Annotated in this window: 24 protein-coding genes; 3 read left to right on the forward strand and 21 right to left on the reverse strand. The window is 65.8% G+C overall.

Annotated elements, in window-relative coordinates:
• Positions 1 to 7 precede the first annotated feature (7 nt).
• Complete coding sequence (locus CA606_RS10140) at positions 8 to 178, reverse strand: hypothetical protein (RefSeq protein WP_181242534.1); 171 nt, start codon at positions 176 to 178, stop codon at positions 8 to 10.
• Here CA606_RS10140 and gltX point away from each other — a divergent pair.
• Positions 177 to 1,604 carry a glutamate--tRNA ligase gene (gene gltX, locus CA606_RS10145; RefSeq protein ID WP_096051241.1) on the forward strand — a complete coding sequence of 476 codons (1,428 nt, stop codon included), beginning with the start codon at positions 177 to 179 and terminating at the stop codon, positions 1,602 to 1,604. The genes CA606_RS10140 and gltX overlap by 2 nt on opposite strands.
• A gap of 67 nt (positions 1,605 to 1,671) precedes the next feature.
• Entirely contained in the window at positions 1,672 to 2,952 is a 1,281-nt protein-coding gene (gltA, locus tag CA606_RS10150; RefSeq protein ID WP_096051240.1) for a citrate synthase, read from the forward strand.
• 57 nt (positions 2,953 to 3,009) lie between these two features.
• Here gltA and CA606_RS10155 read toward each other — a convergent pair whose 3' ends face one another.
• The 17 genes from CA606_RS10155 to rpsB form a co-directional block, all read right to left on the reverse strand.
• Positions 3,010 to 3,273, reverse strand: coding sequence for an EscU/YscU/HrcU family type III secretion system export apparatus switch protein (locus CA606_RS10155; protein WP_096051239.1), 264 nt, complete (start codon positions 3,271 to 3,273; stop codon positions 3,010 to 3,012).
• Positions 3,270 to 4,940, reverse strand: a complete 1,671-nt coding sequence (locus tag CA606_RS10160; protein ID WP_233282145.1) for a flagellar hook-length control protein FliK — start codon at positions 4,938 to 4,940, stop codon at positions 3,270 to 3,272. The genes CA606_RS10155 and CA606_RS10160 overlap by 4 nt, the downstream gene beginning before the upstream one ends.
• Positions 4,941 to 5,130: 190 nt before the next feature.
• Positions 5,131 to 6,327 (reverse strand): lipid-A-disaccharide synthase, encoded by a 1,197-nt coding sequence (lpxB, locus tag CA606_RS10165; protein WP_096051237.1) that lies wholly within the window; start codon positions 6,325 to 6,327, stop codon positions 5,131 to 5,133.
• A complete protein-coding gene (lpxI, locus tag CA606_RS10170; protein WP_096051236.1) occupies positions 6,324 to 7,166 on the reverse strand; it encodes a UDP-2,3-diacylglucosamine diphosphatase in 843 nt (280 codons plus the stop codon). Before lpxI ends, lpxB begins: the two co-directional genes overlap by 4 nt.
• A 10-nt stretch (positions 7,167 to 7,176) precedes the next feature.
• Complete coding sequence (lpxA, locus tag CA606_RS10175) at positions 7,177 to 7,968, reverse strand: acyl-ACP--UDP-N-acetylglucosamine O-acyltransferase (RefSeq protein ID WP_096051235.1); 792 nt, start codon at positions 7,966 to 7,968, stop codon at positions 7,177 to 7,179.
• Positions 7,965 to 8,444 carry a 3-hydroxyacyl-ACP dehydratase FabZ gene (gene fabZ, locus CA606_RS10180; protein WP_096051234.1) on the reverse strand — a complete coding sequence of 160 codons (480 nt, stop codon included), beginning with the start codon at positions 8,442 to 8,444 and terminating at the stop codon, positions 7,965 to 7,967. Before fabZ ends, lpxA begins: the two co-directional genes overlap by 4 nt.
• On the reverse strand, positions 8,441 to 9,466 hold the full coding sequence (gene lpxD / locus CA606_RS10185) for a UDP-3-O-(3-hydroxymyristoyl)glucosamine N-acyltransferase (RefSeq protein WP_096051233.1): 1,026 nt from the start codon (positions 9,464 to 9,466) through the stop codon (positions 8,441 to 8,443). Before lpxD ends, fabZ begins: the two co-directional genes overlap by 4 nt.
• A gap of 53 nt (positions 9,467 to 9,519) precedes the next feature.
• The gene (locus tag CA606_RS10190) at positions 9,520 to 10,158 is read right to left on the reverse strand and encodes an OmpH family outer membrane protein (protein WP_096051232.1); all 639 of its coding nucleotides are present in this window, start codon (positions 10,156 to 10,158) and stop codon (positions 9,520 to 9,522) included.
• Between the two features lie 2 nt (positions 10,159 to 10,160).
• The gene (bamA, locus tag CA606_RS10195) at positions 10,161 to 12,524 is read right to left on the reverse strand and encodes an outer membrane protein assembly factor BamA (RefSeq protein ID WP_096051231.1); all 2,364 of its coding nucleotides are present in this window, start codon (positions 12,522 to 12,524) and stop codon (positions 10,161 to 10,163) included.
• Between the two features lie 17 nt (positions 12,525 to 12,541).
• Positions 12,542 to 13,738: a M50 family metallopeptidase gene (locus CA606_RS10200; protein ID WP_096051230.1), complete on the reverse strand. Its 1,197-nt coding sequence runs from the start codon at positions 13,736 to 13,738 to the stop codon at positions 12,542 to 12,544.
• Between the two features lie 22 nt (positions 13,739 to 13,760).
• The gene (dxr, locus tag CA606_RS10205; RefSeq protein ID WP_096051229.1) at positions 13,761 to 14,960 is read right to left on the reverse strand and encodes a 1-deoxy-D-xylulose-5-phosphate reductoisomerase; all 1,200 of its coding nucleotides are present in this window, start codon (positions 14,958 to 14,960) and stop codon (positions 13,761 to 13,763) included.
• On the reverse strand, positions 14,948 to 15,793 hold the full coding sequence (locus CA606_RS10210; RefSeq protein ID WP_096051228.1) for a phosphatidate cytidylyltransferase: 846 nt from the start codon (positions 15,791 to 15,793) through the stop codon (positions 14,948 to 14,950). The genes dxr and CA606_RS10210 overlap by 13 nt, the downstream gene beginning before the upstream one ends.
• Positions 15,753 to 16,532, reverse strand: a complete 780-nt coding sequence (gene uppS / locus CA606_RS10215) for a polyprenyl diphosphate synthase (RefSeq protein WP_096051227.1) — start codon at positions 16,530 to 16,532, stop codon at positions 15,753 to 15,755. Before uppS ends, CA606_RS10210 begins: the two co-directional genes overlap by 41 nt.
• Before the next feature lie 51 nt (positions 16,533 to 16,583).
• Positions 16,584 to 17,150, reverse strand: a complete 567-nt coding sequence (gene frr / locus CA606_RS10220) for a ribosome recycling factor (RefSeq protein ID WP_010919786.1) — start codon at positions 17,148 to 17,150, stop codon at positions 16,584 to 16,586.
• Between the two features lie 25 nt (positions 17,151 to 17,175).
• Positions 17,176 to 17,916 (reverse strand): UMP kinase, encoded by a 741-nt coding sequence (gene pyrH / locus CA606_RS10225; protein WP_010919787.1) that lies wholly within the window; start codon positions 17,914 to 17,916, stop codon positions 17,176 to 17,178.
• 177 nt (positions 17,917 to 18,093) lie between these two features.
• Complete coding sequence (tsf, locus tag CA606_RS10230; protein ID WP_096051226.1) at positions 18,094 to 19,032, reverse strand: translation elongation factor Ts; 939 nt, start codon at positions 19,030 to 19,032, stop codon at positions 18,094 to 18,096.
• A 139-nt stretch (positions 19,033 to 19,171) separates the two neighbouring features.
• Positions 19,172 to 19,996, reverse strand: coding sequence for a 30S ribosomal protein S2 (gene rpsB, locus CA606_RS10235; RefSeq protein WP_096051225.1), 825 nt, complete (start codon positions 19,994 to 19,996; stop codon positions 19,172 to 19,174).
• 312 nt (positions 19,997 to 20,308) lie between these two features.
• Between rpsB and CA606_RS10240 the strand changes: the two genes are divergently transcribed.
• Positions 20,309 to 20,959, forward strand: coding sequence for a haloacid dehalogenase-like hydrolase (locus CA606_RS10240; protein WP_181242898.1), 651 nt, complete (start codon positions 20,309 to 20,311; stop codon positions 20,957 to 20,959).
• Between the two features lie 181 nt (positions 20,960 to 21,140).
• Here the strand turns inward: CA606_RS10240 and CA606_RS10245 are convergent, their stop codons facing one another.
• The 3 genes from CA606_RS10245 to sidA all read right to left on the reverse strand — a co-directional run bounded on the left by CA606_RS10245 (position 21,141) and on the right by sidA (position 25,125).
• A complete protein-coding gene (locus CA606_RS10245) occupies positions 21,141 to 21,491 on the reverse strand; it encodes a GFA family protein (protein ID WP_096051224.1) in 351 nt (116 codons plus the stop codon).
• A gap of 77 nt (positions 21,492 to 21,568) precedes the next feature.
• On the reverse strand, positions 21,569 to 25,000 hold the full coding sequence (gene dnaE / locus CA606_RS10250; RefSeq protein WP_096051223.1) for a DNA polymerase III subunit alpha: 3,432 nt from the start codon (positions 24,998 to 25,000) through the stop codon (positions 21,569 to 21,571).
• A 35-nt stretch (positions 25,001 to 25,035) separates the two neighbouring features.
• Positions 25,036 to 25,125 (reverse strand): cell division inhibitor SidA, encoded by a 90-nt coding sequence (gene sidA / locus CA606_RS10255; protein ID WP_096051222.1) that lies wholly within the window; start codon positions 25,123 to 25,125, stop codon positions 25,036 to 25,038.
• Positions 25,126 to 25,268 lie beyond the last annotated feature (143 nt).

Genomic DNA, 25,268 nt, shown 5'->3' on the forward strand with positions numbered 1-25,268 from the left:
TCAGCGCTTAACACGCGGAAACCGCTGTATTTTTCGCAAGATCGTGGCGCATTTCGCGCTGCGGAAAACCGCTAGGCCCGGCCTTGGGCCGCGTGCTAAGACGCCTCGCCCGCGTCGCTTCGCGGCGAACGTTTCCCAGCGCCGCTCCGGCGCCCTGTCCTGCAGCCTTGAAGTCCATGTCGAACCCCACACCCACCGGCCCCAATCCTACGGGCGTCGTCACGCGCTTCGCCCCCTCGCCCACCGGTTTCCTGCATATCGGCGGCGCTCGTACGGCGCTGTTCAACTGGTTATATGCACGCCATACGGGAGGGAAGTTCCTAATTCGCGTCGAGGACACCGATCGCGAGCGCTCGACTGAGGCCGCCGTCGCCGCGATCTTCGAGGGCTTGGACTGGCTGGGCCTAAAGTCCGACGATGAAGTAGTCTTCCAGCACACCCGCGCGCCGCGTCACGTGGAGGTGGTGCATGAGCTGCTGGCCAAGGGCCGCGCCTATCGCTGCTGGATGAGCGTCGAGGAACTGGAGGTCGCCCGCGAAAAGGCGCGCGCTGAGGGCCGCGCGATCCGCTCGCCGTGGCGCGATGCGCCCGAAGGCGATCTCTCCGCGCCGCACGTGATCCGCTTCAAGGGACCGCTGGACGGCGAGACCGTGGTCAACGACCTGGTCAAGGGGCCTGTCACCTTCAAGAACATCGAGCTGGACGACCTGGTCCTTCTCCGCGCCGACGGCGCGCCGACCTACAACCTCGCCGTCGTCGTGGACGACCACGACATGGGCGTCACCCACGTGATCCGCGGCGACGACCATCTGAACAACGCCGCCCGTCAGACCCTGATCTATCAGGCGATGGACTGGGCTGTGCCGGCCTTCGCGCACATCCCGCTGATTCACGGCCCGGACGGCGCCAAGCTGTCCAAGCGCCACGGCGCCCAGGCCGTCGGCGAGTTCGCCGACCTCGGCTACATCCCAGAAGGCATGCGCAACTATCTGGCCCGCCTGGGCTGGGGTCATGGCGATGACGAGGTCTTCACCGACGAGCAGGCGATCAGCTGGTTCGACGTGGCCGATGTCGTCAAAGCCCCCGCGCGCCTGGACTGGGCCAAGCTGAACCACACCAACGCTCAGCATCTGCGCAAGGCCGACGACGCGCGCCTGACGGCTCTGGCCCTGGCGGCGGCGGAAAAGCGCGGTGAACCCCTGCCCGCCGATGCGGCCGAGCGCATCGCCCGCACGGTTCCCGAGGTCAAGGAAGGCGCCAAGACGATCCTGGAACTGGTCGATCACTGCGCATTCGCGCTGAAGACCCGTCCACTGGCGCTGGACGAGAAAACCCAAAAACAGCTTACCGAAGAGACGGTCGAGCGGCTGAAGCGTCTGCGCGACCAACTGGCCGCTGCGCCCGACTTCGACGCTGCAACCCTGGAAACCGTGTTGAAATCATTCGCGGAATCCGAGGGCGTCGGCTTTGGCAAGTTCGGTCCCGCGCTGCGGGGAGTCCTCACGGGCGGGGCGCAAGCTCCCGACCTGAACAAGACCATGGCGGCCCTCTCCCGCGATGAGGCGATTGGCCGTCTTGACGACGCGCTAGCGCCTCGCGCATGAGGCGCTATAACGCACCCGCGAAAAGCGAAAATTGGACTGCCCGTCCCAATAATGAAGGGGTCTACGGATGACCGATAAAGCCACGCTGACGATCGGCGACAAGAGCTATGAGCTGCCGATCCTCAAGGGCAGCACGGGTCCGGACGTCATCGACGTTCGGAAGATCTACGGTGAAAGCGATCACTTCACGTTCGATCCAGGCTTCACCTCGACCGCCTCGTGCGAGAGCAAGATCACCTATATCGACGGCGACGCGGGCATCCTGCTGCACCGCGGCTACCCGATCGACCAGCTAGCCGAGAAGTCCTCGTTCCTCGAGGTCTGCTACCTGCTGCTGAACGGCGAACTGCCCAAGGCCGACGAGTTCGCCAAGTTCGAGCACAACATCACCTACCACACGATGTTGCACGCTCAGTTCGACCGCTTCTTCGAGGGCTTCCGTCGCGACGCCCACCCGATGGCGGTCATGACCGGCGCCGTTGGCGCCCTGTCGGCCTTCTATTCGGACAGCATCAATGTCGACGACGCGCGTGAGCGCGAGATCAGCGCTCATCGCCTGATCGCCAAGATGCCGACGATCGCCGCCCGCGCCTATAAGTACACGGTCGGCCAGCCGTTCGTGTCGCCGCGCAACGACCTGTCGTACTCGGAAAACTTCCTGCGCATGTGCTTCGCCGTGCCGGCCGAGGACTGGAAGCCGAACCCGGTGCTGACCCGCGCCATGGACCGGATCTTCATCCTGCACGCCGACCACGAGCAGAACGCCTCGACGTCGACCGTGCGTCTGGCCGGCTCTTCGGGCGCGCACCCGTTCGCCTGTATCGCCGCCGGCATCGCCTGCCTGTGGGGCCCGTCGCACGGCGGCGCCAACCAGGAAGCCCTGGAGATGCTGGAGACCATCGGTTCGGTCGACAACATCAAGGACTACGTCCAGGGCGTGAAGGACCGGAAGTATAAGCTGATGGGCTTTGGCCACCGCGTGTACAAGAACTTCGACCCGCGCGCGAAGGTCATGCAAAAGACCGCGCACGAGGTTCTGGCCGAACTGGGCCACAACAACGACCCGCTGCTGCAGGTCGCCCAGGAGCTGGAAAAGGTCGCCCTGAACGACCCGTACTTCGTCGACCGCAAGCTGTACCCGAACATCGACTTCTATTCGGGCATCACCCTGCGCGCGATGGGCTTCCCGACCAACATGTTCACCGTGCTGTTCGCCCTGGCCCGCACCGTCGGCTGGATCAGCCAGTGGAAGGAAATGTTCGAGGACCCCACCCGCAAGATCGGTCGTCCGCGTCAGCTCTACACGGGCGCCACGCAGCGCGACTACATCTCGCTCGACAAGCGCTAAGGCGCTCCCGGTTCTGCTTTACGGATCAGGCCTCGCTTCGGCGGGGCCTTTTTCGTTTCAGCGCTTGAGCAGGAAGCTCAGCACCTCGGCGACGGCGCGGTAGAGCGCTTCGGGGACCTCCTCATCGATCTCGATGGTCGACAGCGCCTGGGCGAGAACCGGGTCCTCCTCGATCGGCACTCCGTGCTCCTTGGCCGTCTCGATGATCTTCTCGCCAATCCAGCCCTGCCCCGAGGCGACGACCTTGGGCGCATTCGGATCCTCGTAGAGGAGCGCGACGGCGATGCGCGGCTTGGACGACGGGCCTGTGATTCCGCTCATGAGGCCTGATCCACGAAATGCCCCAGCGCACTGACGCCTCGCACCGGCGGCGCGCCTGAATGAACCGCCACCTCCGGTGTCAGGTCCGCCTGGCGCAACGCCGCCCCAAGGGCCTCCTCCCCGGCGCGGAGGCGCGAGATGGTCTCGGCGCGTTCAGCCCAGAGCGACACGCGGGTTCGGGCCCCGGTGAGCACGACCAGGGCATGCACCGGCCCAAGCGGTTCGACATCGATCGAGAAGCGCGCGCGATAGGTCGGCTCGATCGTCGATACGGCGCCGCCACCGCCGCCACCGCCATCTCGGCTGATCTCGAATTGCGCCACAGCGACGCCCTGGGGCGTGACGAACGGCAGATCAAAGTTCAACTTCGCCGAAGGAATGCGCGGCTCCGAGATCTCCTGCTCATGAACCACGGGCTCGGGCAGGGACGCGATCTGCATCAGGTCCTGACGGGCCAAGGCCGACTGGACGCTCTTGAGCAGGCGACGCGCCATCGCCTCGGGACTTCCCGTCAGTTGGGGGCTGGGATCCATGGGCTTCTGCCCCGCCGTCGGTCCGCCCGCATAGGGCGGCGGAGGCGTCTTCGCCCGCACCTCTTCTCCGGATGCGCCATAGCCGCGGGCCACGAGGGGGCGGGCCTCGATCGGGTCGGTCGGCTGGGTCTCCGGCGGTTCGACATCACCGTCCAGATGTTCCACCTGGATCAGCGCCGGCGGCGTCGGCTTGGCCAGCGGCGCCTTCGCCGTCGACGGCTCGCCGCCCTTCGGAGGCGGCGCGACAAAGGCTCCAAAGCGCGCCTCGATGTCCGAATCAATGGGCGCTTCGATGATCGGGGGCGACGCCTGGGGCGGCGGTCCGGCTGGGAAAGCCTGCGCGAGGGGCGCCGCCGCCTGGGGCGCCGACGCGCCAGCAGCCTGGGCTAAGGGATGCGCGACCGGCGGGCCGGGCGTCGGGCTTCTCTGCATCGGTGCGGCCGGAACCGGCAGGACCGCCCGGGCCTTATCGTTGTCGCCGAGCGGCCGGCCCACCGCCGGGTCCGCCAAATCAGGCGCCGCGTCTCCAACCGGCTGGGGCGCCATGTCGCGTCTCTGCTCGCTCGGTCTGGCCGGGAGCTCGATCCGGGCGAGCCAGGCCGATAGAGCACCGCGGAACACCAGCAGCGCGGCCTTCAGGTCTCCCTGGCTCGCGATGGGCTGCGGCGCGGGACCGGCGGCGGACGGGACGGCCGCCGCCCTCGCCAAGTGGGCCTCCAGCAAGACCCCCGAACGTTCCACCGCCTGGCGAAGGCCAGCGGCGGTCGTGATCTCTGGAATCGTTGGCGTGACGGACAGAAGCGTCCGGGCGGCTTCGACGACATCGGGCGGCGAACTGGCCTCGCCGACAATGGCAGCGATATCCGCCATCAGCGGCGCGATGCCCGCCTGTCTGGGCACAGCTTCCGCCGTCGCGACCCGGACCGCCCGCGCAATCTGTGTTTCAGGGGGTGATCTCGAAACCGGCGCGGTGGCCTGGACGGTGGGCGAGAGGGCCTCTTTTGGCGTCGTCGCGGCCCGTTCTGCGTCTCCCGCCGACGATTGCCCCGCCTGCTCGACCTGCCCCCGCGCCTGTGGCGAACCGGCCTCGGCCTGACCGACGATACCGGCGAGTTGGGCGGTCGCGTTCGTCAACGCCTGCCGCGCCAAGGCTTGAAGGACCGCGCTGGAATCAGCCCCTGTTCCAGCCGGAGCGGTTGGAAGGATCGGAGACACGGGCGCGGTCGGGTCTACAGCCACGACGACGACTCCACGACGACAGCTGTGTTGAGGCTAGCGGCTTGAGCGTAAACCGTTGATTAACCTCGATGGACACCACGAGCGTCTAGCCTGTAACGGCGGCCCTGCCGCGCGCCGTCAGAAAGTCCAGCAGCGCGGTCGCCGCCGCTTCTGAAGGGTCGGGCATGCCACGGCCCATCTTGTCGAGCGCCGCGTACTGCTCAGCCGCCTGCCGCTGGCGCAAGGCGCGATCATCCAGGCGAATGGCCACTTCGCGCGCCAGGCCCTCGGCCTCGCAGGCGTCCTGGATCAACTCCGGCGCCACGGCCTTGCCGGCCGCGATGTTGAACAGGGTGATCCAGCGCGGCTTCATCAGCCGTTTGACGATGGCGTAGGTGACCGCGCCAGTCTTGTAGCCGACCACCATCGGGCGGCCCGCCAGCGCCAGTTCGGTGGTCACGGTGCCGCTGCACGCCAAGGCGACGTCGCCCGCGAGGAACGCGTCATCCTTGAGGCCTTCATCCTCGATCACGTGCGCCCGGAACGGCCAGCCGGCGACTCGCGCCTTGACCGCTTCGGCGACGGTATAGGCTGCGGGCACGACCACATGGAGCTGGGGGCGCTCGGCCTTCAGGCGGCGAACGGCGCCCTCGAACGCCGGCATCACGCGCTCGATCTCAGAAGGTCGGCTCCCCGGCAGCACCAGGAGGATCTGTTCGGAGCCCGACGCCCCGATCGCCGCGCGCAGCCGGGCCGGATCGGCGTGATCGAAGCGCTTGGCGAGGGCCGAGTTGCCGACGAAGACGTTCTCAAGCCCGGCGGCGTCGAAGTACGGCTTGTCCATCGGCTGGATGGACAGCAACAGATCCACGGCCTTGGCGAGCCCTCGCGCCCGGCCTTCACGGTACGCCCAGACCTGCGGCGCGACGTACTTTACGAGCGGCAGGCCCGGGTCGAGTTTTCGCAAGGCGTGCGCCAGTCGAATATTGAAGCCCCAACTGTCGATCAGCACAGCGACATCGGGCTTCTCGCGCGCCGCCAGGGCCACAGTGTCCTTCAGTCGCGCCATCGCCCGTGGATAGGCCTTCAGGCTCTCCAGGATGCCCAGGATCGAGAGCTGGGCGATGTCGAAGGGGCTCTCGACCCCCTGCTCGGCCATCTTGGCCCCGCCGATCCCGACGAACGTCACACCGTCCCCCAGGCGAGCGCGCAGCACCTTGGCCAGGCCCGCGCCAAGCGCGTCGCCTGACGCCTCGGCGGCGACGAGCATGACCTTCAGAGGCTTATCATCAGGGGTCGTCACGGCCGCTCCTGCGGATCGACCCCCAGGACGAAGAGGCCCAGATCGTCGGCGGCCGCGATCACCGCGTCCCGATCGACGACGAGCAGGCGCCCGGTTTCGCCGACGATGCCGGCCAGACCTGCGCGTGCGGCCCGCTGGATCGTGGCGACACCGATGGTCGGCAGATCGACGCGCGTCTCCTGGATCGGTTTCGGCGCCTTGGCCAATACGCCGAACCGGCGCTCGACCCGCCCGCGAATGGCCTCTGGCAGATCGGCCACGCGACGCAACATGGCGTCGGTGCCTTCCTGAGCCTCGACGGCCAGGATCAGGCCGTCGCACACGACGGCGCCCTGCCCGATGTCCAGCCGTCCGATCTCGCGCGCGACATGCAGCGCCTTATCGATGTCCGCCATGTGCTCGGGCGCGGGCGAGACCTTGCCAAGACGGCCCCGGGGAAGGGTCATCTCGCCCATCACCTCATGCGCGCCCTCGATCTCGAAGCCTTCTTTCTCGAACTCGTCCAGCACCCGCCGTAGGAGCGCGTCGTCGCCCTTGCGCGCGGCGACGATCAGGCCCGGCAGAACCTTCAGGCCTCGCGCATCCGGCATGAGCGCCGAGAAGTCCGGACGGCTGACATTTCCCGCAAAGCAGACGACTTCGCAGGCCTCGGCGCGGAGGGCCTTGAAGATCTTGCCGAACTCGCCAAGCCCGACCTCAACGCCCGGGCGCTGCGCTAACGAGGCGTCGGCAAATCCCCGTAGCCGCATCACGGAGAAGGCGCGCCCAGCGGCCTCGCAGTGAGACGCTAGCTCGACGGGAAGCGCCCCGCCGCCGGCGATGAGGCCCAACTTACGCATCGATGAAACCCTAGACCTCTCGCTCCGGCAGACACAGCGGGCGATTGGCGTCGGCGCGGATGAAATCGACGATCTCCATCACCTCGGGGTTGCCCGCGTGGATCTCGGCTACGTCGTCGAGACGCTCCTGGAAGGTGCCTTCGTCAGCGAACATCAAGCGATAGGCGGCGCGCAGCGCGTTGATCGTCTCGCGCGAGAAACCGCGACGCTTCAGACCGACCAGGTTCAGGCCCTCGAGGTGCGCGTGGTTGCCCCACACCGAACCATAGGGGATCACGTCCTTGGTCACGGCGGCGAGCCCGCCGATGAAGCTGTAGCGGCCGATGCGCGAGAACTGATGCGCCGCAGCGAGCCCGCCCATGAACACATAGTCGCCGATCGTCACGTGGCCGCCCAGGGTCGCGCCCTTGGCCAGCACCACGAAATCGCCGACCGCACAGTCATGCGCCACGTGGGAGCCGACCATGTAGAGACCATCGGACCCGATCGTGGTCATGCCCTTACCCGACGCGGTGCCGGTGTGCATGGTCACGTGTTCGCGGATGATGTTGCGCGGGCCGATGATCAGCTCGGTGCGCTCACCCTTGTGGCCCAGGTGCTGGGGCGGACCGCCGAGATTGGCGAAGGGATGGACGATACAGCCCTCGCCGATCGTCGTCGCGCCTTCCACCACCACGTGGGAAAGAAGGCGCACGCCAGCCGCCAGCGTCACATCCGGACCAACGATGCTGTAGGGCCCGACCTCGACGTCGGGGGCCAGCTTGGCTTCCGGAGAGATGATGGCGGTAGGGTGGATGGTCATGCCTTGGGTCCCGTCTCGACAACCATGGCGGCGAACTCGGCCTCGGCGGCGACCTTGTCACCGACCTTGGCCACGCCCTTGAACTTGAAGATCGACGACCGCGCGCGCACGACTTCGACCTCCATGCGGATCACGTCGCCAGGACGCACGGGATTGCGGAAGCGCGCGTTGTCGACCGACATGAAGAAGATCGTCTTGCCCTCGGTGTCGACTTCCAGGGACTTGCTCATCAGCACCGCGCCGGTCTGCGCCAGGGCCTCGATGATCAGGACGCCGGGCATGACCGGGTTGCCTGGGAAGTGGCCTTGGAAGAACGGCTCATTGATCGTCACGCACTTGATGCCGACGATCGACTGGTGGGGCTTGTAGTCTTCAGCGCGGTCGACGAGCAGGAACGGATAGCGGTGCGGGATGCGCGCGAGGATTTCCGCGATATCGATATCGGTCTGCACCGTTTGCTCGGTGTTCTCGCTCATGGTCTGCCCCTCGTCCCTCGACCGCCCGCCATGCGCGACAGCCATGCGGTCTCCCTGAGCCACCGCTTCAGCGGTCGCGCGGGGAAGCCCGTCCAAGTTTCGCCTTCCGGCACGTCCTTGAACACCGAGGCGGCCGCCCCGATGCTCGCGCCCGAGCCGATGTTCAAATGATCGGCCACCCCGGCCTTGCCGCCGAAGGCGACACCGTCGCCGACGACGGTGCTGCCCGAGACGCCCGTATAAGCCGCCAGCACGCAATTGCGCCCGATACGGACGTTGTGCGCGACATGGACCAGATTGTCGATCTTGGTGTTCTCGCCGATGGTCGTATCGCCAAAGGCGCCCCGATCGACGCAGCTATTGGCCCCCAGGGTCACGTTGTCCTGGATGACGACCCGTCCAAGCTGCGGAAGGTCCACCATGCCGCGGGGCCCCGGGGCCGCGCCGAAGCCTGCTTCGCCGATCACGGCGCCGGCGGAGACGCAAACACCATCGCCCAGCAAGGCGAACCCGATGACCGCGTTCGCGCCAATGCGGCAATCTCGGCCGATCAGAACGCCCGGACCGATCACGGCGCCGGGGCCGATCCGGGTTCCCCGGCCGATCCGAGCGCCCTGCCCGATCGTGACGTTCGGCGCGAGCTCCACGCCAGTCTCCAGCGTCGCCTCGGGATGAATGGGCGGAGCGCCAGGTTCGTGACGGCGCGGCGCGTGCAGGCGGTTAGCGGCGGCCGCCCACGCAGCCTGCGGACGCGTCGTGACCAAGGCCGCGCACGTCGCCGGCAGGAAATCCTTGTGTTCCGGACGCACAAAGCAGGCGCCGGCGCGCGTACCGGCGGCCGCGTCCTTGCGCTTGACGTCGGAAAAGAATGTCACAGCGCCCTCATCGGCCGTGTCCAGCGGCGCGACGTGGGCGATCAGCCTATTGGCCAGGGCGACGTCCGCGATCTCGGCGGCGCCGGCCTGGGCCAACTCGGAAAGCAACGCCGGACCCAGGCTATCGAAGAAACGCGGGTCCGGCATGGTTCCTCACGGCGAAAAGGTCCCCCTACGTAACCACGCGGGGGACGATTCGCTTACCTGTTCGTCGGTTGCAGCGGCGCGGCGCCGGGGACTTGCTGGTCCAGACGCTCACGGTCGAAGGTCAGGGTCTTGATGCGCGCGTCCAAGGCGGCGACGACCGCGTCGGTGATGTCCATGGCCGGGTTGGCCAGCATCACGGACTCGCGGTCCAGCAGGATGCTGCACTTCTGGGCCTGATAGACCTGTTGGATCGGCGTGTTCAGCTCCGAATAGACGCGCGACAAGGCCTTCTGTTCGGTGGCCTCGACTTCCTTCTGGCGAAGCTGGCCCTTGCGCTGCCAGGCGTTGGCCTTGGCCTGCAGGGTCGCGGCTTGCTGCTCAAGCGCGTCCTGGGCGATCGTCGTCTTCTTGGCGTCCAGGGCCTTGGCTTCGTTATCCAGAGCGGTGCGCTCGCCGGTCAGCTCGGCGTTGACCTGCTGGATGATCGTCTTCAGGCGCGCGTCGACAGCCTTGCCGACCTGCGAGCTGCCCACGGCGCGGGGGCTCGAGAAGATGCAGACGCCCGCGAGAGCGGGGCCGTGCGTGACGGCGGGGGCAGCCGGCGCGGCGGCCGGGGCCGTCTGAGCCGACGCGCTGGTCGCGATGGCGAGGGCGACGACGCTGGACGCGGCCGCGAACAGGAACTTGGACATGTCTATTGGAACCTTGTGGAGGTGGAGAACCGGAACGTTTCGGTTCGGTCGTAGTCTTCCTTGGACAGGATGCGGCTGATGTCGAAGCGAATGGGTCCCATGGGGGACTTCCAGTCGATCGAGATACCCGCCGAGGCACGCAGGCCAAGGTTATCCCGGATGTTCGGATCGAAGACGCCTGGCGACTTCTGACGATCCACGTCATCCAACAGACCGGCCGTACCCACGTCGCTGAACAAGGCGGCCTTGATGCCGTACTGCTCGGGCAGGAAGGTTGGAACGGTCAGCTCGAAGGTGCTGATGGCGTAAAGCTTCGCGCCCATCGAATTGTAGGAGCTCGAGATGTCGCGCGGACCAATACCGGCGATCTCGAAGCCGCGGAACGAGGTGCCGCCGCGATAGAAGCGGTCGTTGATGCGAACATTGTCGCCGCCCCAGCCCTCGATGTAGCCGACAGAGCCGGTTGCGCTGAACACCAGATCCTTGGTGAAGCCCCAGTACCAGCCAGCGTCGGCTTCGGTCTTGAGGTACTTCACGTCCCCGCCCACGCCGGCGAGGTCCTGGTTCAGGTCGGCGAACCAGCCGCGAGTGGGGTTGATCGGATCGTTCCGCTTGTCGATGCGCAGGCCATAGCCGATCAGCGAGGTGATGTAAGCGCCGCGCTGCAGGCAGAGGATCTGCGAGACCGAGCCGCTGGTGCAGAGGCTGTCGGCGACGCTCACCTCGTCCTGACGGACCGTGTAGCGCAGGCTCATCGACGAGTCGTTGGTCAGCGGGAAGCCGAAGCGCACATCGCCACCGATCGACTTGGTGTCGTAGGCTGCGTACTCCGACAGGTCGTAGCGGAAGGTGTAGAGGTTCACGCCCGCGACCAGGTTGCGACCCAGGAAGCGCGGCTCACTGAACCCGAAATCGATCTGCTGACGCAGCGAACCCACGGACGCGCGCGCGCGGAGGTTCTGGCCGCGGCCGCGGAAGTTACGTTCGGTGATGCCCACGTCGAGCACCAGCTTGTCGATCGAGCTGTAGCCCGCGCTGAACGACAGTTCGCCGGTGGGCTGCTCCTCGACCTTGACACGCAGGCTCGTACGGTCCGGGGCCGAGCCGGGCGCGTCCTCGATCTCGACTTCCTTGAAGAAGCCCAGGCGACGCATGTTGTTCTTCGACCGATCGACCAGAACGCGGTTGTAGGCGTCGCCCTCGGCGACCTCCAGTTCACGGCGCAGGACGTAGTCAAGCGTACGGGTGTTGCCGACGATGTCGATGCGATCGACATAGACGCGCGGTCCTTCGCGGACCTGGAACACGACGTCGACCGTCTTGGTCTCGCGGTTCGGGACATAGCGCGGCCGCACGTCCACGAAAGCGAAACCGGCGGCGCCGGCCGCGAAGGTCAAGGCGTCGGTCGCTTGCTCGATTCGCTCGTCCTCATAGAGCTGTCCGGCGCGAACCGGCAGGATCTGCGCCAGCAGATTGCCGTCCAGCTTCTTCAGCTCCGTCTCGACGGTGATCTTGCCGAACTTGTACTTGGGCCCCTCTTCGAGGGTGTAGCTCACGGCGAAGCCGTTCTTGTCCGGAGCCAGCTCGGCGACCGAAGAGACCACGCGGAAATCGAAATAGCCGCGATTACGGTAGTGCTTGCGCAGCTGTTCGCGGTCATACTCGATCCGGTCGGGATCGTAGTTATCGTTGCTGGTCAGGATCTTGTACCAGCGGCTCTCCTTGGTGACGATGACGTCGCGGAGATCGTTGTCCGAGAACTCGGCGTTACCGAGGAAGTTGATCCCGAGCACGCCGCTCTTGGCGCCTTCGCTGATCTCGAACACCAGGTCGACGCGCTTTTGCGGCAGTTCGACCACCTTGGGCGTCACAGTGGCCGAGATCCGGCCTGAACGACGATAGAGCTCGATGATGCGTTGAACGTCGGCCTGAACCTTGGCGCGCGTGAAGATGCCGCGCGGGCGGATCTGCACTTCGTCCTTCAGCTTGTCTTCCTTGAGCGAGGAATTCCCCTCGAACACCACCTGATTGATGATCGGGTTCTCAACGACCTTCACGACCAGATCGCCACCTAGCATCTCAATCTTCACGTCCGCGAAGAGGTCGGTGCGGGCCAGGGTCTTCAGCGCTAGGTCGAGGCGCTGGGAGTCGACCGTGTCGCCGGGCTGGATCGGCAGATAGGACAGCACCGTGCCCTGTTCGATCCGCTCGTTGCCTTGCACCAGGATGCGCTGCACCACACTGGTCTGGCCGGCTTGAGCGAAGGCCTGCTGCGGCGCCACCAGGGCCGTCGAGCCGAGGAGCAGCGCCATACCCGTGGCGAACGCGGCGCTTTGGGCGCGAAGTTTGTTCATGTGACCAATCATGGACGGAGGACGGACGTTCACGTGAAAAGTCCGCCGATGAATTTGAACACGTCGTAGCGGTTTAGGTCGTTCCATGCCGCGAACAGCATGAAACCCAGGATCAAGGCAAGCCCTGCGCGGAAGCCCGCAGCTTGGAACTCCGCCCGCAAGGGTCGTTTCGCGACAGCTTCATAGGCGTACATCAGCAGGTGACCGCCATCGAGAACCGGAATCGGCAACAGGTTCATGAAACCGATGCTGACCGACAGGCTCGCGATGAGCCAAAACTGCGAATAGAGCAGCCCGATCGCCAACGCCTTGCCGTTGGGAGCCTGTTCGACAACGCCGTTGGTGACAGCGCCGGCCGTGTGACCGATGCCGATGATCCCGCTGATCTGGTCGGCGGGAAGCTGACCCATCAGCAAGCGACCAAGATAGAAGGCGATGGTCCGGATCATGTCCCAGACCTCGACGGTCGCGTCGGGAATGGCGCTCAGGAGCGATGAACGCTCAAACCGCCCGCCCGGCGCGCTGCGAAGTCCCAGTTCGCCGATCTTGACGCGACCGCTGATCTCGTTCTGACGCTCCACGAGCCGCGGCGTGGCGGTGAGATGCACCGTGCGCCCTTCCCGCTCGACCGAAAAGTCGATGGGCATGTTCGCCCGCAGCGCCACATAGCCCTGGATGTCCTGGAACGATCGGATCTTGCGGTTATCCGCCTGCAAGATCACATCGCCCGGCTTGAAGCCCGCGACAGCGGCCGGCGTGCCGGCGACGACTTCGCCGACGGTTGTCGAGGTCTTCTGCGCGCCGAACGACACCAGGATGACCGCGAAGACCAGGATCGCCAGGATGAAGTTCGCCATCGGACCGGCGACGGCGATGAAGGCGCGTTGCCAGACCGGCTTGAAATGGAAATAGCGATTGACCGCGTCGTCGCCCTCGCGGCGGCGGATTTCGTTCCGCATCGCGTCGAGGTCGTTCTGGTCCGGAACGCTGGCCGCGTTCTCATCGCCGGCGAAGCGCACATAGCCGCCCAAAGGCAGGGAGGCCACGCACCACTCGACGCCGTGCTTGTCGCGCCAGGAGATCAAGGGCGCGCCAAATCCGATGGAAAAGCGCTCGATGGCCACGCCGCAAGCGCGCGCAGCCCAATAGTGTCCGAGTTCGTGGACCGTCACCACGACGGACAACACGAACACCAAAGACACAAGCATGATCAGAAAGCCGATCATCGCGCGAAAATACTCTCCTCGGTCAGGCCCGCAGACGCTTCTGCGCGACAACCTCGGCCGCAATGCGGCGAGCGCTGCCATCGATCATCAACGCGGTTTCGACAGCGTCGCTTTCCGCGACGGAGAGGTCACCCAGGCTGTTCATACGCTCGAGGGTCCCCGCCACCGCGCCGGCAATATCGAGAAACCCGATACGGCGGTCAAGGAAAGCAGCCACTGCGACTTCATTGGCGGCGTTCATGGCCGCCGGAGCGCCTCCGCCAAGCCTTAGCGCCTCGCGCGCGATCCCGATCGCGGGAAAGCGATCCAGGTCAGGCGATTCGAAGGTCAGCTGGCCATAGGCGGCCAGATCGAGGCGCGGCGCCGGCCATGGCAGTCGGTCAGGCCATGCAAAGGCGCAGGCGATCGGCGCGCGCATGTCCGGCGGGCCAAGCTGCGCCAAGGTGGACCCGTCGACATACTCGACAAGACTATGGATCACCGATTGCGGATGGATCACGACGTCGACGCGGTCTTCCGGGGTTGCGAACAGATAGGACGCCTCGATCATCTCGAGGCCCTTGTTCATCATGGTCGCGGAATCGACCGAAATCTTGGCGCCCATCGACCAGTTCGGGTGAGCGATCGCCTGCTCGGGCGTGGCGCGGGCCATCGCCGCCTTGTCCCACGTCCGGAAGGGCCCGCCGGACGCCGTCAGGATCAGTCGCGACACCCGATGAGCGCAGTCAGGCTGCAGCACCTGGAAAATGGCCGAGTGCTCGGAGTCGACGGGAACGACCGAGCCCCCGGCGGCTCTGGCGATGGCGAGTAGCGCAGGTCCGGCGCAAACAAGGCTTTCCTTGTTGGCCAACGCGATCACGGCGCCGGTCCGCGCGGCCGCGACCGTGGGCGCCAGGCCCGCCGCGCCGACAATCGCCGACATGACCCAGTCCGCGCCCATCGCGGCGGCTTCGCGCACCGCCTCGGCGCCCGCCGCGGCTTTCACGCCCGTTCCAGCCAAACCGGCTCGAAGATCGGCGAGGCAGCTTTCGTCCTCGATGACCGCCAGGATGGGTTTCCAGCGTCTGGCCTGCTCGATCAGGCGCTCGACGTTGCGGCCGGCGGTGAGCGCCAGCATCTGTACGGGCGCGCCGGACTCTTCGAAGAGGCTCAAGGTCGAAAGGCCGATCGATCCCGTCGAGCCTAGCACCACCACCTTGCGGGGCGGGGTCAATGCGCCCATCCGATGTGGTCCACCAAACGGACGGCGGCGATCACGATCGCCGCGAACATCAGTCCGTCCACACGATCCAGAAGTCCCCCATGCCCGGGGATCAGGTCGCCGCTGTCCTTGACGCCAAAACGACGCTTGAGCATCGATTCCCAGAGATCACCGGCCATGGTCGCCAGACCGCCGAGCAAGCCAATCAACGCCGCCACGGGCCAGATGAGATCAAGCTTGGCTAACGAGGCTACGACGACGGCCCCAAGCGTGGAGGCCGCGAGACCCCCGATAAAGCCCGCCCAGGTCTTGTTCGGCGAGATTCTCGGCCACAGCTTTGGGCCTTTGAAGATGCTGCCCGTGACATAGGCGAAGATGTCGGCGAACCAGGTCACCACAAACAGCAGCAAGGTCCACCAGAGACCGTCGTTAAGCGACCGCACCCAGACCATCGCGATCACCGCCGGCGCGATATAGACGACGCCATACGCGGCGTCGGCGCGGCGCTCCACAGCGCCGCGCGCGATGAGGCCGGCCAGGAAAGAGCCCACCACAACGACCGCCCAAGCGACCAGAAACTGCTGAAGGAAGGCCGCAACGACGGCGATGCCGCAGAAGACGCCGACAACGGCGCCGACCGCATTCGGCGCCTTCGGCGCGCTGATCTTGCCCCACTCGCGGGCCAGCAGCCCGACGCAGACCAAAGACAAGGCCATGAACCAATAGCCGCCCAGCCAGACCGCAGCCACGACGGTAGGAACGAGCACGGTCGCCGAGACCACGCGCGTTCGCAGATTGCCCCAGTTGAAGCGCTTAGCCGGCGACGGCGACGTCATCGGCAGCGACCCCTCCATACCGGCGATCACGGCCGCGATACTCGGCGATCGCCGCCGCCAGCGCCTCGGGACCATAGTCGGGCCAGAGCACGTCCTGGAAGACGAGCTCGGCGTAGGCGCAATCCCACAGGAGGAAGTTCGAGATACGACGTTCGCCGCTGGTGCGAACGATCAAGTCGGGCGGCGGCGCCGCAGCGGTCGACAGAAGTTGCTCGAATGTCTTTTCGGTCAGGTCGGAGGCCTTGGCCTCGCCCCGCTCCACCCGCTCGGCGAAGGCGCGCGCCGCGTCGGCGATATCGGCCTGGCCGCCGTAGTTGAAGGCGACCTGGAGGACGAACTCAGAATTGTCCGCCGTGCGCCGTTCGGCCCGCTCGATCACCTCGGCGATATCCGGGGAAAGGCCCGTACGCCGTCCGATGATGCGAACGCGCACGCCAGCCTTGAACAGTCGCTCCAGGTCCGATTCGACATAGGCCTTGAGCAGGCTCATGAGCTCGGAAACCTCCTGGGCGGGGCGGCTCCAGTTCTCGGTCGAGAAGCCGAAAACCGTCAGAACACCGACGTTCTGGCTCTGAGCGCCCTCAACCGTGCGCTTGAGGGCGTTCACGCCAGCGCGGTGCCCCAGCACGCGCGGCATGCCCCGCTGCTTCGCCCAGCGGCCGTTGCCATCCATGATAATGGCCACGTGCAAGCGCTCCGTGGACGCCTGCCCCCCGGCGCGTCCCGAAACGTCCTGCGGACCGGTGGTCGCCGGCATTCGCTTCAACCTTCCCTCTTCGCTCCCCATCAAAACTCGCGAGGCGGGCGCTTAAACCTGCATGATCTCATGTTCCTTGGTTTTCAAGGCCTCGTCGATCCGCTTGATGGCGTCGTCGGTCATCTTCTGGACCTCCGTTTCCATCTTCTTGCGCTCGTCCTCGGCGATGGCCCCGTCCTTCTCGGCCTTCTTCAGGTCGTCGTTGGCGTCGCGACGAACATTGCGCACAGCGATCTTCTGCTGTTCGGCGTACTTGCCGGCGATCTTCTGCAGATCACGACGACGCTCCTCGGTCAGCGGCGGGATCGGGATACGCAGGTTCTGGCCCTCGACCACAGGGTTCAACCCCAGGCCCGAGGCGCGGATAGCCTTCTCGACCGAGACCACGACACCGCGATCCCAGACGCTGACATTGATCTGGCGCGGCTCAGGCACGCTCACGGACGCGACCGCGTTCAGCGGCGTCGTGGAGCCATAGGCCTCGACCATCACCTGGTCGAGCAGGCTGGCCGAGGCTCGGCCGGTGCGCAGGCTGCCGAACTCTTCCTTCAGAGCGGAAACAGCCTTGTCCATGCGGTCGCGATAGCGCGACAGGACGGGTTTTTCGGCGGCGGCCATGTGGCTCTCCTCGCTAGACTTGATTTCAGGCGGCGCGGTCTTCGGCGACCACGGTGTGGGTCCCCTCGCCTCGCAGGACGGTCAGCAGGTTGCCGCGTCCCTTGATCGAGAAGACCACGATCGGAATGTTGCTGTCGCGCATCAGCGCCACCGCCGAAGCGTCCATGACGCGGAGATCCTTGGCCAGGACGTCCATGTAGCTCAGGCGATCATAGCGCTGAGCGGTCGGATCCTTCTTGGGATCGGCGGTATAGACGCCGTCGACGCTGGTCCCCTTGAACAGGGCGTCGCATTGCATCTCGGCGGCGCGCAGGGCGGCGGCGGTATCGGTGGTGAAGAACGGATTGCCCGTACCGGCGGCGAAGATCACCACACGCCCCTTCTCGAGGTGGCGCTGAGCGCGGCGACGGATATAGGGTTCGCAGACCGTGGCCATCGGGATGGCCGACTGCACGCGGGTCTCAACGCCGATCCGCTCCAGGGCGTCCTGCATGGCCAGCGCGTTCATCACCGTGGCGAGCATGCCCATATAGTCGGCGCTCGAGCGCTCCATGCCCTTGGCGGCCCCGGCCATGCCACGGAAGATGTTGCCGCCGCCGATGACCAGGCAAAGCTCGACGCCCGACTTGACGATCTCGGCGACGTCCTCGGCGACCGATTGAACCGTGTTGGTGTCGATCCCGTAGGGCGTGTCGCCCATCAGGACCTCGCCGGACACTTTGAGCAGGATGCGGCGATATTTTTGGGGCGCGCTGGTATCGGACATGGGACCGCTATTCCTGAGTCGTCGGCACGCACATTACGTGCGTTCTATAGAAGTGGGATGGGTTTTGCCAACCACGGTGCGTACGCCGGATGGCAGGCGTGAAAAGGGCGCGGCGCGCGTCGAACGCGCCGCGCCCAATTTCTCGATCCGACGCCACGGGGCGCCGGCGATCAGGCCTTAGGCCTGGCCGGTCATCGAGGCGACTTCGGCCGCGAAGTCGTCTTGCTTCTTCTCAACGCCTTCGCCCAGGGCCAGACGCGTGAAGCCCTTCACGGTGACCGGAGCGCCAAGGGTCTTGGCGGTCTCGGCGACCAGCTGCTCGACGGTCTGATCCGGGTTCATCACGAAGGCTTGCTTCAGCAGCACGACTTCTTCCAGGAACTTGCGGATACGGCCTTCGATCATCTTTTCGACGACCGCCGGCGGCTTGCCCGATTCCAGCGCCTGCTCGGTGAACACGGCCTTTTCACGCTCGATGGCGGCCGGGTCCAGGTCGTCCGGCGACAGCGAAAGCGGCGAGGTCGCGGCGACGTGCATCGCGATCTTGCGGCCCAGCTCACGCAGGGCGGTCTTGTCGCCGGTCGACTCGACGGCCACCAGCACGCCGATGCGGCCGAGGTCCGGCGCGGTGGCGTTGTGGATGTACGAGGCGACGACGCCGCTCTCGACCGACCACTTGGCGGCGCGGCGGACCATCATGTTCTCGCCGATCGTGGCGATCAGGTTGGTCAGGTGGTCCTGAACGGTTTCGCCACCGGCCAGCGTGGCGGCGGTGATCGCGTCGACCGAACCGTCGGTGCCGAGCGCGGCGCCGGCGATCTGACGGGCGGCGCCCTGGAACAGGTCGTTACGCGACACGAAGTCGGTCTCGGCGTTCACTTCGACGGCCGTGGCCGTCTCGCCCGCGCCTTGTTCGGCGGTGGCGATGGCCACCAGGCCTTCGGCGGCGGCGCGGTCAGCCTTCTTGGCGGCCTTGGACAGGCCCTTGGCGCGCAGCCAGTCGATGGACGCTTCGATGTCGCCGTTGTTTTCAGCCAGCGCCTTCTTGCAGTCCATCATGCCGACGCCGGACTTTTCGCGCAGTTCCTTGACGAGGGCGGCGGTGATCTCAGCCATCGAAAATCTCCAGATTCAAACGGTTGGCGACCGAGCTTGTTAGCTCGCCAAATCGATAAAGAGTTGGGACCGGACTACTTAGCCCGGTCCCATGTCATGGTCGCGACGGTCCCCGGATGAAACGGGGAGCCGTAGGAAATCAGCCTTCGGCCGATTCCGGAGCCGCTTCGGCGGCCGGAGCGACTTCGGCGGCCGGAGCTTCCGGAGCCAGCTCACGAGCCAGGGCCGGCTCGACCGGAGCGACCGAAGCGCCCAGGTCGACGCCCGAGGCGGCTTGGCCGGCGGCCAGGCCGTCCAGGACGGCGTCGGCGATCAGGTCGCAGTACAGCTGCAGGGCGCGGGCGGCGTCGTCGTTACCCGGGATCGGATAGGTGATGCCGTCCGGATCGCAGTTGGTGTCGAGGATGGCGACGACCGGGATGTTCAGCTTGCGGGCTTCCAGGATCGCGATCGCTTCCTTGTTGGTGTCGATCACGAACATGATGTCGGGGATGCCGCCCATGTCCTTGATGCCGCCCAGCGACAGCTCCAGCTTGTCGCGTTCGCGCGTCAGTTGCAGCAGTTCCTTCTTGGAACGGCCTTGGGCTTCACCGGCCAGCACGCCTTCCAGTTCGCGCAGACGAGCGATCGAGCCCGAGACGGTGCGCCAGTTGGTCAGGGTGCCGCCGAGCCAGCGGTGATTCACATAGTATTGGGCGCAGCGCTTGGCGGCGGTGGCGACCGGGTCGCTGGCCTGGCGCTTGGTGCCGACGAACAGCACGCGGCCGCCGGCGGCGGCGACTTCACGAACCTTCACCAGAGCCTGGTGCAGCAGCGGGATCGACTGCGACAGGTCGATGATGTGGATGTTCGAGCGCGAACCGAAGATGTAGCGGTCCATCTTCGGGTTCCAGCGGTGCGTCTGGTGGCCGAAGTGAGCGCCGGCTTCCAGGAGCTGACGCATGGAGAATTCGGGAAGAGCCATCGGGCCTGTATCCTTTTTCCGGTTGAACCTCCGTGGACACCCCCGTTCCAGACCATTCTGGAGCGGGACCGGAACGGCGACGCCGGGATGTCTCCCCGGTGCGGCCGAACGTCCACGTGTGGAATGGCCGCGCAATTAGTCGCTGCGGAGCGAAAAAGCAAGCCCAGTCTTCGGCGGCGGAGGGTCACGATATGCCCCGGCGAGACGATCAGCCGCACCGCGCGGTCGCCTTCGTCCACAGAAACCGCCGACGGTGTCGCAAATCTTCCACGGGAGCGTGGCTCCATGCTGACGCTTGTGGCGGAGATGACAATGCTGGCGGTGTTCGACATGGACGGCACGTTGCTGGATGGCGACTCCACGGCGGTTTGGCTTTGGGAGCGCGTCAAGCAATCGCCCGTCCGTCTGCTGGCCGCCCTGGCCGTTCTCCCCGTCGCCCTGCCCATGGTCGCCCTGCCCAGCACGCGCCGGGCCGGCGCATCGGTCCTTCTTTGGATCGCGACGGCCGGTCTTAGCGAGCGCCAACTCGCTGCGTCATGCGAGCGTTTCGCCCAGGCGCTCAGGAGCGGACGCAACAGCCTGACCTGGAAGGCGCAAGCCTTGAGTGTTCTGGAGGATCACGCCCAGGCCGGTGACCGTATCGTGGTCGTCACGGCGGCGCCGACCTGCCTGGCCAAGGCCCTGCTCGACACCCTCGATCGCCCGGTCGAACTGCTCGGGACATCGCTGAAGCCCGTCCTGGGCGGTTGGGTCGCAGACATCCACTGCCGTCACCAGCGCAAATGCCAGGCCTTGGCGCAAGCGGGCCATGGGGCACGCTGGACTTACGCCTATACCGACAGCCTGGATGATCTGCCGCTGTTGCGCGCCGCCGAGCGGCCGGTGATCGTCAAAGGTGGCAAGGCCGCCGAGCGGAAGCTGCTGCGCGCCGGCCTGCAGAACGCCCGGGCGGCGGCTTGGTAGGGCCGAGACGCGCGCTACGACAAAAAGCCCGCGCATAATAGACCCCTGGCTTGAGACGGCTGGGGCCATTGAGGCCTGAAGACCTTTGATGGTGTTTTGACCTTCGCACCGGCGCTTGCCGTCGCGGTCCCGATGGCGGCTGCCGAGAGGCGCGACGGGCCAGGATAACGAAGGGCCGCCGTTAGAACGACTTTCCGTCCACAGGCTGGGGCTTCAGCGCAAACACATCGACGCCGTCCAGGCACCGGAGATTCACCGCGATCACCTCCTGGCCGCTCGGCGCGGTCCCCCGTCCGAACGATTGGATACCGCAGGTGCGACAGAAGAGATGCGCCACCCGATGCGCATTGAACCGGAACTCCGTCAGAGCGTCCTCGCCTTGCTCCAACGTGAAGGACGCAGAATCCGCAAAGGCCAACACCGAACCGAGCTTACCGCAGCGCGAACAGTTGCACTGGATAGAGTCGTCGAGCTCAAGATCGACCGTGAAACGAACCTGGCCGCATTGGCAGCCACCCTGATGTTGCGCCAACGTCTTTCTCCAACCTCGAGCCAGCTATTCCACCGCGTGCGATCTCTCCCTGAGACCCCAAAAATAGGAATATTTTCCTAAACGTCTTCCAGCAGCGCCACCCCGGGCGCGGTTTTCAGCGCACCGCGCAGCGCCGCATCCAGGGTATATCGACCCGGCAGCCGGAGCTCGATCTCCCGGCCGCCGCCGATCGCGGCGACGAAGGTGACCTCGCCCCCCTTCTGCGCCTGGGCGGGCTCAAGGCGGCGCTTCAAGGCGTCGATCTCGGCGGCGGACGGCGACAAGTGGACCCTCAGACCCGCCACCACGTTCTCGACCGCCTTCTCGATCGGTTCGGCGTCGTCGCCGAAGAAACGCACCTCGCCATCTCTCGCCTTGGCGCGAACCTTGATGGCCACGGCCTTCCCAGGCTCCAGGACATCTCGGCACTTGCGAAGGGATTCCGGCGGATAGAGCACCTCGTACTCGCCCGTGGGATCGGAGAGGGAGACGAAGGCGAACTTCTCGCCGCTCTGAGAGGCTCGCTCCTGGCGACGACGAACGACGCCGCACATCCGGAAGGCCTCCGCCCCGGCCTCGGCCTGGGCCATGGCCTCGGCGAGCATGACCGTGCGGCGACGGCGCAACATGCCGACCATGTCCTCCAGCGGGTGGCCGGTCAGGTAGAAGCCGACGGCCGACAGCTCCTCATCCAGGAGATCGACCTGGTTCCAGTTCTCGGTCTTGGACAGGCGTGGCCGGCCCGCGCCGGGATCTGAGCCGAACAGGCCGCCCTGCCCGCCCTGGCGGTCGGCGTGACAGCTCTGGGCGTGGGCGATCAGGACATCGGCTGAGGCGACGATCTGGGCGCGGTTCTTGTGGATCGAGTCGAAGGCCCCGGCCCGCGCCAGGTTTTCGATCGCCCGCTTGTTGACCTGCCGGGGGTCGATGCGTTCGACGAAATCGAAGACGTCGCGGAACGGCCCGCCCTCCTCGCGTACCGCCACCAGATGCTTCATCGCCTCGAGGCCGACGTTGCGGATGGCGCCGAGCGCATAGAGCACCTCGCCGTTCTCGACCTCGAAATCAGCGCCAGACCGGTTCACATCCGGCGCCCGCACCGTAATGCCGAACCGACGGGCGTCCTGGTGGAAGACCGCCAGCTTGTCGGTGTTCGACAGATCAAGGCTCATCGAGGCCGCGAAGAACTCGACGGGCGTATTGGCCTTCAACCAGGCAGTTTGATACGAAATGAAGGCGTAGGCGGCGGCGTGAGACTTGTTGAAGCCGTAGCCGGCGAACTTGGCGACCAGTTCGAAGATCGAGCCGGACTGCTCCTCCGGAACGTTCTTTTCCTTGGCGCCCGAGACGAAACGGATCTTCTGGAGATCCATCTCCTCCTTCTTCTTCTTGCCCATGGCGCGACGCAGAAGGTCGGCTTCGCCCAGGCTGTAGCCCGCCAGGATCTGGGCGATCTGCATCACCTGTTCCTGGTAGACGATGACCCCGTAGGTCTCCTTCAGCACGGTCTCAAGCGACGGGTGCAGGGTGTCGACAGGCTTTCGTCCGAACTTGCAGTCGACGAAGGTGTCGATGTTGTCCATCGGGCCAGGGCGATAGAGCGAGATCAGCGCGGTGATCTCCTCGATCGAGCCGCAACGCATCTTGCGCAGCGTGTCGCGCATGCCCTGGCTTTCCAGCTGGAACACGCCGACCGTCTGGCCAGAAGCGAGCAACTCGTAGGTCTTGGTGTCGTCGAAGGGCAGCTTTCCGAGGTCGATCTCGAAGCCACGCTTCTTCAGGTGCTTCACCGCACGGTCCAGCACCGTCAGCGTCTTGAGGCCCAGGAAGTCGAACTTCACCAGACCCGCGCTCTCAACCCACTTCATGTTGAACTGGGTGGCGGGAAGGTCCGAGCGCGGATCCTTGTAGAGCGGGGTCAACTGCGTGAGCGGCCGGTCGCCAATCACCAGGCCGGCGGCGTGGGTCGAGGCGTTCCGGAAAAGGCCTTCCAACTGCAGCGCGACGTCCAGACAGGCCGAGACGTTGGCGTCTTCCTTCTTGGCCTGTTTGAGACGGGGCTCCAGATCAATCGCCTGCGCCAAGGTCACCGGCGCGGCCGGGTTGTTGGGCACCATCTTGCAGAGCCGGTCGACGAGCCCGAGCGGCAGCTGCATCACGCGCCCCACGTCGCGAAGCACCGCGCGCGCCTGCAGCGAACCGAAGGTGATGATCTGAGCCACCCGATCGCGGCCGTACTTCTCCTGCACGTAGGCGATCACCTCTTCGCGCCGCTCCTGACAGAAGTCGACGTCGAAGTCGGGCATCGAAACCCGCTCGGGATTGAGGAAGCGCTCGAACAGCAGACCGAACCGTAGCGGATCCAAGTCGGTGATGGTCAGCACCCAGGCCACCAGCGAACCTGCGCCGGAACCCCGTCCGGGGCCGACGGGGATCCCGTGGGCCTTACCCCACTTGATGAAGTCCGACACGATCAGGAAGTAGCCGGGGAAGCCCATCTTCTTGATGATGCCGAGCTCGAAATCGAGCCGCTTCCAGTAGTCTTCCTCGGGCGCTGAAAGGGTCAGGCCTTCGAGGCGCATCTTCAGGCCCTCGCGCGCCTGATGCTCGAGCTCCTCGGCTTCATTGCGGCCATCGCCTGTCGGGAAGCTCGGCAGGATCGGATCACGCTTGTGCACCATGAAGGCGCAGCGGCGGGCGATATCGAGGGTGTTGTCGCAGGCTTCGGGCAGGTCGGCGAAGAGCTTGCGCATCTCGTCCGCCGACTTGAACCAGTGCTCCGGCGTCACCCGGCGGCGCTCGTCCTGGCCAACGAAGGCCCCGTCGGAAATGCAGAGGAGCGCGTCATGCGCCTCGTAGAAGCCCGGCTTGGCGAAATAGACGTCGTTGGTCGCGACCAGGGGCACATCATGGTCGTAGGCCCAGTTCACCAAGCCCGGCTCCGCAGCCGCCTGGCGCGGAAGCCCATGGCGCTGGAGTTCGACATAGAACCGGTCGCCGAACACGCGATGCATCTCGGCCAGCGCCGCCGAAGCCTCGGCGGTCTTGCCGGCGGCGAACAGCGCATCGACCGGCCCATCGGTTCCGCCCGAAAGCAGGATCAGGCCTTCGCTATATTCTGCGACCTTGGCCCAAGGCACGACCGGCTCGGGCAGTTCGGCGCTGTCGAGATAGGCGATCGAGGACAGCTCGGAGAGGTTGAGATAACCCCGCTCGTCCTGCGCCATAAGCATGATGGTCGGCGCACGGGCCCAGCGCTCCGTCGGGCCGCCGCCGATACCGACGACCGGGATGGCGCAACCGATAATGGGCTGGACCCCTGCGTCCTTGGCGTAGGACGAGTATTCAAGAGCGCCAAACAGGTTGGCGCGGTCCGCTAGGCCGGCGGCGGGCATCTTCGCCTCAGCGGCCAGCTTGCCGATCTGATCAGCCTTTATGGCGCCTTCCAGTAGCGAATAGGCCGAGCGGACCCGCAGGTGGACGAAACCCTGTCCTTCCCCGTCCGCCATGACCGACCTCCGCTAGATCATCGCCATGCGGCGACTCAGGCCACCAAATTGGCCACCGTGCACATCATCCAGACGAAGCCGACCACGGAAACAAGGGCCAAAGACTCACGCGCCACACGGATCATCGGAACCTCCACAGATTTCTTGTTTTGTTCCCTATTCCTCTTTTGTTCTGTTCACAAGATGTTCCGCAGCCTTCTTGCGCATTTTCTTCACGCCGGCCCGCTCAGACCCTCAGCCCTTTGCGAAACGGGTGGCCAAGGCGATG

It is taken from the genome of Caulobacter vibrioides (genome assembly GCF_002310375.3).
GTDB lineage: Bacteria > Pseudomonadota > Alphaproteobacteria > Caulobacterales > Caulobacteraceae > Caulobacter > Caulobacter vibrioides_D.

What these genes read in the sequence shown, in the direction of transcription:
- gltX (WP_096051241.1), top strand. Translation starts at nt 177, where the DNA reads ATGTCGAACCCCACACCCACCGGCCCCAATCCTACGGGCGTCGTCACG.
- CA606_RS10140 (WP_181242534.1), bottom strand. Translation starts at nt 178, where the DNA reads ATGGACTTCAAGGCTGCAGGACAGGGCGCCGGAGCGGCGCTGGGAAAC.
- gltA (WP_096051240.1), top strand. Translation starts at nt 1,672, where the DNA reads ATGACCGATAAAGCCACGCTGACGATCGGCGACAAGAGCTATGAGCTG.
- CA606_RS10155 (WP_096051239.1), bottom strand. Translation starts at nt 3,273, where the DNA reads ATGAGCGGAATCACAGGCCCGTCGTCCAAGCCGCGCATCGCCGTCGCG.
- lpxI (WP_096051236.1), bottom strand. Translation starts at nt 7,166, where the DNA reads ATGCGTAAGTTGGGCCTCATCGCCGGCGGCGGGGCGCTTCCCGTCGAG.
- lpxA (WP_096051235.1), bottom strand. Translation starts at nt 7,968, where the DNA reads ATGACCATCCACCCTACCGCCATCATCTCTCCGGAAGCCAAGCTGGCC.
- fabZ (WP_096051234.1), bottom strand. Translation starts at nt 8,444, where the DNA reads ATGAGCGAGAACACCGAGCAAACGGTGCAGACCGATATCGATATCGCG.
- lpxD (WP_096051233.1), bottom strand. Translation starts at nt 9,466, where the DNA reads ATGCCGGACCCGCGTTTCTTCGATAGCCTGGGTCCGGCGTTGCTTTCC.
- CA606_RS10190 (WP_096051232.1), bottom strand. Translation starts at nt 10,158, where the DNA reads ATGTCCAAGTTCCTGTTCGCGGCCGCGTCCAGCGTCGTCGCCCTCGCC.
- bamA (WP_096051231.1), bottom strand. Translation starts at nt 12,524, where the DNA reads ATGATTGGTCACATGAACAAACTTCGCGCCCAAAGCGCCGCGTTCGCC.
- CA606_RS10200 (WP_096051230.1), bottom strand. Translation starts at nt 13,738, where the DNA reads ATGATCGGCTTTCTGATCATGCTTGTGTCTTTGGTGTTCGTGTTGTCC.
- dxr (WP_096051229.1), bottom strand. Translation starts at nt 14,960, where the DNA reads ATGGGCGCATTGACCCCGCCCCGCAAGGTGGTGGTGCTAGGCTCGACG.
- CA606_RS10210 (WP_096051228.1), bottom strand. Translation starts at nt 15,793, where the DNA reads ATGGAGGGGTCGCTGCCGATGACGTCGCCGTCGCCGGCTAAGCGCTTC.
- uppS (WP_096051227.1), bottom strand. Translation starts at nt 16,532, where the DNA reads ATGCCGGCGACCACCGGTCCGCAGGACGTTTCGGGACGCGCCGGGGGG.
- frr (WP_010919786.1), bottom strand. Translation starts at nt 17,150, where the DNA reads ATGGCCGCCGCCGAAAAACCCGTCCTGTCGCGCTATCGCGACCGCATG.
- pyrH (WP_010919787.1), bottom strand. Translation starts at nt 17,916, where the DNA reads ATGTCCGATACCAGCGCGCCCCAAAAATATCGCCGCATCCTGCTCAAA.
- tsf (WP_096051226.1), bottom strand. Translation starts at nt 19,032, where the DNA reads ATGGCTGAGATCACCGCCGCCCTCGTCAAGGAACTGCGCGAAAAGTCC.
- rpsB (WP_096051225.1), bottom strand. Translation starts at nt 19,996, where the DNA reads ATGGCTCTTCCCGAATTCTCCATGCGTCAGCTCCTGGAAGCCGGCGCT.
- CA606_RS10240 (WP_181242898.1), top strand. Translation starts at nt 20,309, where the DNA reads ATGCTGGCGGTGTTCGACATGGACGGCACGTTGCTGGATGGCGACTCC.
- dnaE (WP_096051223.1), bottom strand. Translation starts at nt 25,000, where the DNA reads ATGGCGGACGGGGAAGGACAGGGTTTCGTCCACCTGCGGGTCCGCTCG.
- sidA (WP_096051222.1), bottom strand. Translation starts at nt 25,125, where the DNA reads ATGATCCGTGTGGCGCGTGAGTCTTTGGCCCTTGTTTCCGTGGTCGGC.